Annotated in this window: 8 protein-coding genes and 1 pseudogene; 4 read left to right on the forward strand and 5 right to left on the reverse strand. The window is 64.4% G+C overall.

Annotated elements, in window-relative coordinates; all coding sequences use genetic code 11:
- Window positions 1–267: 267 nt before the first annotated feature.
- On the reverse strand, window positions 268–2,043 hold the full coding sequence (locus tag TX88_RS30640) for a molybdopterin-dependent oxidoreductase (protein WP_044523834.1): 1,776 nt from the start codon (window positions 2,041–2,043) through the stop codon (window positions 268–270).
- A 787-nt stretch (window positions 2,044–2,830) separates the two neighbouring features.
- Here TX88_RS30640 and TX88_RS30645 point away from each other — a divergent pair.
- Window positions 2,831–3,463, forward strand: a complete 633-nt coding sequence (locus TX88_RS30645) for a response regulator transcription factor (protein ID WP_244438709.1) — start codon at window positions 2,831–2,833, stop codon at window positions 3,461–3,463.
- Between the two features lie 110 nt (window positions 3,464–3,573).
- Here the strand turns inward: TX88_RS30645 and TX88_RS30650 are convergent, their stop codons facing one another.
- The gene (locus TX88_RS30650; protein WP_044523841.1) at window positions 3,574–3,879 is read right to left on the reverse strand and encodes a hypothetical protein; all 306 of its coding nucleotides are present in this window, start codon (window positions 3,877–3,879) and stop codon (window positions 3,574–3,576) included.
- Between the two features lie 542 nt (window positions 3,880–4,421).
- Between TX88_RS30650 and TX88_RS30655 the strand changes: the two genes are divergently transcribed.
- Complete coding sequence (locus TX88_RS30655; protein ID WP_044523844.1) at window positions 4,422–4,670, forward strand: DUF3297 family protein; 249 nt, start codon at window positions 4,422–4,424, stop codon at window positions 4,668–4,670.
- Between the two features lie 135 nt (window positions 4,671–4,805).
- Complete coding sequence (locus TX88_RS30660; protein WP_044523845.1) at window positions 4,806–5,039, forward strand: hypothetical protein; 234 nt, start codon at window positions 4,806–4,808, stop codon at window positions 5,037–5,039.
- Here TX88_RS30660 and TX88_RS30665 read toward each other — a convergent pair.
- The 3 genes from TX88_RS30665 to TX88_RS30675 are packed head-to-tail and all read right to left on the reverse strand — an operon-like array spanning window position 5,036 to window position 7,172.
- Window positions 5,036–5,554 (reverse strand): DinB family protein, encoded by a 519-nt coding sequence (locus tag TX88_RS30665; protein WP_044523847.1) that lies wholly within the window; start codon window positions 5,552–5,554, stop codon window positions 5,036–5,038. The genes TX88_RS30660 and TX88_RS30665 overlap by 4 nt on opposite strands.
- Window positions 5,551–6,348, reverse strand: a complete 798-nt coding sequence (locus TX88_RS30670) for a thioesterase family protein (RefSeq protein WP_044523849.1) — start codon at window positions 6,346–6,348, stop codon at window positions 5,551–5,553. Before TX88_RS30670 ends, TX88_RS30665 begins: the two co-directional genes overlap by 4 nt.
- Window positions 6,345–7,172 (reverse strand): RecB family exonuclease, encoded by an 828-nt coding sequence (locus TX88_RS30675; protein ID WP_044523851.1) that lies wholly within the window; start codon window positions 7,170–7,172, stop codon window positions 6,345–6,347. Before TX88_RS30675 ends, TX88_RS30670 begins: the two co-directional genes overlap by 4 nt.
- 85 nt (window positions 7,173–7,257) lie before the next feature.
- On the opposite strand from TX88_RS30675, the pseudogene TX88_RS35460 reads away from it, so the two are divergent.
- Window positions 7,258–7,520 (forward strand): annotated as a pseudogene (locus tag TX88_RS35460) (SAM-dependent methyltransferase); the annotation flags it as partial.

The following is a 7,520-nucleotide window of genomic DNA, read 5'->3' on the forward strand; positions in this document are numbered from 1 at the left end:
CCGGCCGTGATGTCGATGCTGAGTTAGATCGCCGAGTTGCCGGCCGAATAGCGTTTAATGCCGAGTGCTTTTGGCCAGAGTCGACGCATATTTGGCACTCGCCGGGACGCGGCGGTCATCGAGCTGGTGGTGAAACTCCGTGCGCATAGACATTCAGGATAGGCCGCGACGTCCGGGGTTCAGAAGCGCACGAACGGGGTGCATTCAGCGTTCGCCGGTGACCGACCGCAGGTGCCGATACGTCGCGTACCGAGGCAACGGCATGATCTAGATCGGCATGCGGTAACCGTAGAACTCGTGGTCCTCGTTGTAGCCGCCGTGTCCCCACCCGACGGTACGGAAATCCGCCACGAATTCGATGGCCTCGATCCACTTGACTTGCTTGAAGCCAAGTTCCAGTTCGTTGCGCAGCCGCAGCGGCGCACCGTGGGTTTCGCTGAGAGGTTGTCCGTTCATCTCATAGGCCAGCAGTGCCATCGGCTCTTGCATGTGCTCGATCCGGTGGCAGTCGTAGTAACGCCCATGCCCGGGCTCGGCGCCGTCGGCAAACGAGTAGAACACCACCCATTTCGCCTCCGACGACGGGTGCACCATCGACAGGATGTCGGCCATTCTGACTCCGCCCCATTTGGCCACCCCTGACCAGCCCTGGATGCAGTAATGCTGGGTGATCTGCTCGTGTTTGGGTAGTGCCAGTAAACCTGTGTAGGACAGCTCAATGGGAGTCGCTACCAGACCGTCCACCCGCAATCGGTACTGCTGCCAGCCCTCGCGCTGCAATCTGCGGTACTCCTCGGAGTCGGGCAGTCGACCGTTGGCCCACAGGTAGGGAGAGATGTCCTTGTCCTTGTAGGACGCCTTGGGATGGGCGCGCTCCATCCACGCCTTGGCCCACCCGACGAGGAAACGGCCGGTGTTCTGCACCAGCCGCGGATAGCGAATCGTCACCGGAGAGGCAGCCAGCCACAGCGTGGCCACCGCCACTGCGGCGACGCCGAATATCGCCAGCGCCCAATAGGAATGAGTGTCGGTGCCCAATGTCATGTGATTGAGGTTGTCCACCGCGCCGGTGGTCATCACCATTGTGACGTGGGCAGCGATGAAGGTCACCATCCAGAGCCAGACGCCGAAGTGCACGGTTCGCGCGACTTGACGGTTGAACAGTCCACGGCCGGTGCCGAATCGTGCGGCAATCGCCGGAGCTTGCAGTAGGCCGGTGGCAAATGCCAAGGGTGCGGCCGCGAAGACTGTTAGGAAGTAGGCCAGCATCTGCAGGCCGTTGTAGAGCGTGAATCCAAGGTTGTCGGGGAATTGCAGCGACGCGTACTGCACTGCTGCCGATAGCGCGTTAGGAAAGACGTCCCAGGATCGCGGCACGATGCGGTGCCATTGCCCGGTGCTGAACAGCAGTACATAGAACACCGCACCGTTGAGCAGCCACAACAGGTCGACGCTGAGATGCCACCAGCGGGCCAGGCCCACCGAGTGACGAAAACCCGGGATTCCCAACCATTTCGGCAACGCCACTGCATCATCCTTGGACGTCCACACTCGTGGGGGATCGCTCTTGTCCATCCGGTCGTGAGGCACCTCTGAACGCATCCGCATCCACTCGGTTCCGGGACGGCAGCCTGAGTTCAGATACAGCCGCGGATGGTCGGCCAGGATCTGCAGCCCCGACCGCAGGATGAACATCATGAAGACGATGTTGAAGAAGTGCTGCCAGCGTAGCCAGGCCGGGAAACCGCTGTTCACCGGCGATGCGAAGGTCGACGACGTGCCCGGATAGTGACTGATGAAGTTCTGCATCCAGTCGTATTGGCGTAGCTGCTGTGCAACAGCGACGATGAGCAGAAGCGCGAGCACACCGACGGGCAGCAGCCACAACGTGCTCACCCAGCGCGGGCCCAGCCGGATCGAGGGAAATCGCGCCGGCACTTGAGGAATTCCGCCGCCGAACTGGCGCTCGTCGGCACGCTCATGCACAGCCCCGACGGGTTGGTGAGGATCCAACAATGTCTCAAGACGGTTGCCGGTCGTCATGCCCCGACCTCCTGAACTTGGCCGCAACACCGGCCGATCCTGCTTCGCGAGAACGGGTTTGCCAGATTGCACTGGTCACACCAGCTCAACCGGCAGAGGTTCCACAAGAAGCACCCGACTATTTGCCGGCGTGGCCAGATGGCTGCGCGTTGTCGTCCTAGTCCGTCGTTGCCGTCGGCCGTTGCGTTCCCGCCGTCCCTACCTGAGGGGCGGCACATTTCCCCACGGACCGTAAGGGCCGTTGGCGCCGATGCCCATTGAGGGGCTGGTACTCGGCGGCTCTGAGTACACCTGCGCGTTGCCGGGAGTCTGGCACACCACCGAACCGCCATCATTTCTGCAGTTGGCCGCTGGCGCTGCGAAAGCGCTTGGCGCCAGAGAAACTCCCACCGCAGCGGCGGCGCCCGCCAATATCGCCACCACGGCAACGGGAGGTGTCGTCGACTGTTTGAATGTCGTGCTCACTGCCACCACGCTCCTGTGTCGCTGATCTCGCGTCTGTATTCCAGGGTTCCCAGCACGCGTCGTGATGTCACTGGTGCTGGCCCCCAATTCGGACCCGGACAGCGGGTAGTACCGCTGGTCGGTGATGACCAGCCGTCGGGCTGGTTGCACCACCACTGGCCCATTCACCGGCAAGCTGCGACGGGAAGGAGAAAAATGGGCCCGGACCGGGTAATCCCTGCGACAGCCGGACCGGCGAACTTTGGTAGGGGGCGCGATGAGGGACCCAGCCGAACAATCGTCCTGCGGGGCGGACACCACATCAGCGGCTGCGCAGCGTGTGATGGTGGCCGGAGACGAGGCGCTTTTTCGTGAGAGTCTGGCGTGCCTTCTCGCGCAACGGGGTTTCAACGTCGTGGCAACGACCCGCCGTGTGTCCGAATTGCGACCGCTCATGCGAACAACTGCGGCCGATCTGGTGGTGGTCAGCATCCCCGTGCCGTCCGATCACCCCGAGGAGTACGAGGCGGCTCAGCTGATCCGCAATGAGTTTCCGGAAACGGGTGTACTTGTCCTGTGTGCCCACGTCGAGGTGCAACATGCGATCGACGCGCTGTCTGCCGGCGGTGGAATCAGCTACTTGCTCAGCAGCCGGGTCACTGACATCGAGGATTTCGTCGACATCCTCAAACGCATCGCCCAGGGCGCGTGCATCGTTGGCCCCGCGGTTGCCCAAGCTTTGGTGGCCGCGCGCGCGAATGAAGACCCGCTAGCCGCACTGAGCGCGCGTGAACACGAGGTACTGAGACTGATGGCTGAAGGCCGCTCGAACACCGGTATTGCCCGAAGGCTGTACCTGGCAGAAGGCACCATCGAGAAGCATGTGCACAGCATCATGACCAAGCTCGGAATCCCTGAGACCAGAGATGATCATCGCCGAGTCCAAGCAGTCATCGCATTCCTGCACGGCCGATGATCGCCGGATCGCCACGACCGCGATCGCCATGCACTGGACACAACGCTCCCCGTGGGCCAAGCCCGACGCCGCCGCGTCGGCCTCTCCGTAATCCTCAAAACTCCACAGCCCTAAGGCGATTCGCAATCCGTCCCTACCTGATCACCCATCAGCGCCAGGTCATATACATACGACCGATCGCCTTTGAAGCTCACCCACACACCCTCGGGCGGAAGATCACCGCGGCCCGCATCGTCGAACGGGCGACTCGACACCTCACTGGCCTGGTTGCACACCACCCACCCGAAGCCCGGGAGTCGTCGGCACCAAATGTCGAGGTCCAGCCGCTTAAACGACGGAAAGCCATGAACCTCGCCGTCACAGACAAAATCGTAGGTCAATCCGTCCGCACGCCGCACGAACCGCACGCCCAACATCAAGTCATCCTCAACGACAGACCCGCGACGCCGCAACCGAAAACCCGCCACCCCCTTTGACGAACACAATAGGGAGACCCGGCAACTTCATCGGCACCCCCAGTGCCCGTAGTCACGCATGTACTCGCGAAGGCTCTTTCTTCCATCAATGCCCCTGTGCCACAACGTTCGGACCAGGTGATGGGTAGTGGACTGACATTCTGGATGGAGAATTTGTGTCGGTAGGGTTTGGTGGGATCGGTTTCGTAGAACTGTTCGGTGCTGGCTTCGGGCAGGTGCGGCTTGTACATCCGGATCTCGTCGTCGAAGCGGCCGGCCGCCTGCGGCGCGACCCGGACCATGAGTAGCGGCCGGTATCCAGTGGATGAAGCCACCACGCCAGCGCCGGCGATGGGATCCCCAGCCGAACCGATCGAACGTGAGGGCGTTGGTAATCCTCGAGGCGGCCCGCCAAGACCTACACGCAATCCGCTACTGCGGGGTCGCGTAGATTCTTTGAAGATCAATCCGAGCGCCTAGCGCAGCATTCAACGAAGGCCATCATGTCCGAGGATCAGAACGCAGACGTTCCACCGAATCACCTCTCCATCGACCCGCGCAGCCCCTTCTATAGCGAAGAGGTGCTCCGCCGCGACGTAGGTATCCGGTTCAATGGCGTCGAGAAGACCAATGTCCACGAATACGACGTGGCCGAGGGTTGGGTGCGCGTCGAAGTCCCTACCGCGAAGGATCGCCGCGGAAATCCCATGGTCGTCAAGATCAGTGGCACGGTTGAACCTTATTTCCGCTGAGCAAAAATAGCGGACGCCCTTGGGCCTCTGGCGCGGCTGTCGAACGGCCCCGGAGCGAGCCTTGCGGCCATACCCTGTCGGACTACAGTGGGCGGGGGACGGGGTGCTCGCTTGAGGCTATGCCGGAGGTGAGATGTGAACCGTTTTGAGAATCTCGGAAAGTTGGCCGCCGGACTCGTCGTGGTCGCGGTGCCGATCGGCGTCGCGTTGGCCGGGGCGGGGTCGGCATCGGCCGATCCGGGCCTGTGCGTGAGTGGTCCCTATGGTTTCGCGCACGCCTGCGTGGACACGCCCGGTTGGTACAACGGCTGGTATGACGGGCCGCGGTGGCACGGTGGCTGGGACGACGACCAGGGCGAGGACGACTAGCCGCAGGATCGGGTCGCGGCGCGCAGCATGCGCAGCTGGCCGATCTCGGCGGCGTTCTTCGTCAGCTCGACGTTCAGCCACAACACCATGTCGGCCAGAGACCGGCCGGAATCCGGGCCCCACGGAAACGTCGCGGGGCCAAGGAGATCGGTGTCGGTCAACGAGTCCAGCAGGCCGCTCCAGCGGGCTCTGAGCACCCTGATCCGCTGCACCGCGGCCGCGGGGCCGGGCCAGTCGATCTCGGAGCGCGGCGGCGGCGGCCGGCCGTCGACGTGCGCCAGCGCGCTCGTCCACCAGAAGATCATGTGCCAGGTCAGCCAGCCGATGGTCGGAACGGGAATCGGATCGGGCTCGGTGTCAGCCCAATCCGGCCACCACCGGCCCGACGCATCCTCGTGCACAGTCCACACCAGCGGGCCCGGTTCCCACAGGTGATCTTCGTCGGCCAGCGCCGACAGGTGCAGGTCGGTCAGCGCCCAGGCCAGGTCGAACTGGCGACGCAGCTCGACGATCACGGCACCCGCATCACCAGCAGGGTCTGGGCCGAAGTCCCGATAAACCCTTGGCGGTCAAAGATTTCCGCCGTCGTCACGCCGATGCCGTCCGGCCCGATCGAACCACGGGCCCGCACCGCGAAGTCCGACCCCTCGGGAAGCCGGTGCAGATGCACCGCGGTATCGGTGTTCATGAACACGAACTTCTCCGGATCGAGCGCCGCGCCGATGCCGTTCGCCGAATCCACCACCAGCGCCAGGCGCTGCAGGGCCGTGGTCTCCTCGTCGTCGACCACCGGTGTCAACGGACTCATCCAGGCCACCGCCGACTCACCGTCGGTCGCGTTCTGCCGACGCCACGACACGCTTTCCAGGTAGCCCGGTGCGCCTTCCCAGTTGTGCGCCACATCGGCTGCCTCGCCCTCCACCAATGGCGGGAAGCGGTCGGTGACCACGTCGCTGGTGTCACTGGGAGCCAGCAGCCAGGCGGTGACCCGCGCCACCGCGCGCCAGCTGCCGTCGGGCCGAGCTGCCTCCATCTCGGAGACGACCATCGAGATCCGTGATCCCGGACGGTCCACCCAGGCCCGAACCCGCACCGGCGCAACCGGAATCGCGCCCAGGATGTCGAGCGTCAACCGTCCGACCCTCAGGCCCGTACCGGCGGCCAACTCCTCGATCGCCTTGGTCAACAGCGCCAGCGGCGGTGAGCCGTGCTGAATGGCCGGGTCCCAGTTGCTCCGGGTATCGGCGGTGGATTCGAACAGCTGGTACTCACCATCGGTACCGACCCGATGGTAATGACACCCGATCATGCAGCTCCTGATTCTGGCCACCCGGGATACGGCGGTGGGGTGCCGCCGAACGCCGGACACAAACTCTGATGTGCACACCACGAGCACAACCGCGACGGATTGGGCCGGAAGTCGCCGGTGGCCCCGGCCGCCTGGATGGCCTTCCAGATCGCCATCAGCGTGCGCTCGAACCGCAGCAGCTCGTCATGTTCGGGGGAGTAGTCGAGCACCTGACCGTCGGCCAGATACAACAGCCGAAGCCGGGACGGCATCACTCCGCGCGATCGCAGCAACGCCACGGCGTAGAACTTCATCTGGAACATCGCCTTGAACTCGGCCTGCGCCCGCGCCTCGGGCGGGGCCTTGCCGGTCTTGTAGTCCACGACGCGCAACTCGCCCGACGGTGCGACATCGATCCGGTCGACGAATCCGCGCAACAGTGTGCCGTCGGTCAGCTCGACCTCGAGGCGGTGCTCGCAGCACTGGGGATCGAACCGGGTCGGATCCTCCAGGCGGTAGTACCCCGACAGCAGCGCCCTGGCCTCGGCGAGCAACGTGGCCGGATATTCGGTATCGGCCAGCTCGGGTTCGGCGGCCACCACCTGCTCCCACGCCGGCTCGACCAGCGTCAGCGCCGTGTCATGCACCCGCTCGGCCGCAGGCAGGCCGTAGAGCTGCTCCAACGCGGCGTGCACCAGGGAACCGCGCAACTGGGCGGTGGACCGGGGCTCGGGGAGCCGGTCGATGGCGCGGAACCGGTAGAGCAGCGGGCACTGCTTGAAATCGCCGGCCCGTGACGGCGACAGCGCCGGGCGGCGCGGCGTCGGAGCCGGTTCCTCGTTCACACCTGTAAGCCTAGGACCGCGCCCCGACAAAGTTGCGGAACCCCGGGCACCAGGCCCGGTGCGGGTACTGGCAGGCTGGACGTCCGTGGCAGCGAAGAGACCGACCGGACCGTTCGCCGTTGGCGACCGGGTGCAACTCACCGACGCCAAGGGCCGGCGCTACACGATGGTGCTCAACCCTGGCGGCGAGTTCCACACCCATCGCGGCATCATCGCCTTCGACAACGTGATCGGGCTGCCGGAAGGCAGCGTGATCAAATCCACCAACGGCGATCAGTTCCTGGTGTTGCGACCGCTGCTGGTCGACTACGTGATGTCGATGCCCCGCGGGGCGCAGGTGATCTATCC

Origin of the sequence: Mycolicibacterium septicum DSM 44393, assembly GCF_000455325.1 — a bacterium.
Classification (GTDB): domain Bacteria; phylum Actinomycetota; class Actinomycetes; order Mycobacteriales; family Mycobacteriaceae; genus Mycobacterium; species Mycobacterium septicum.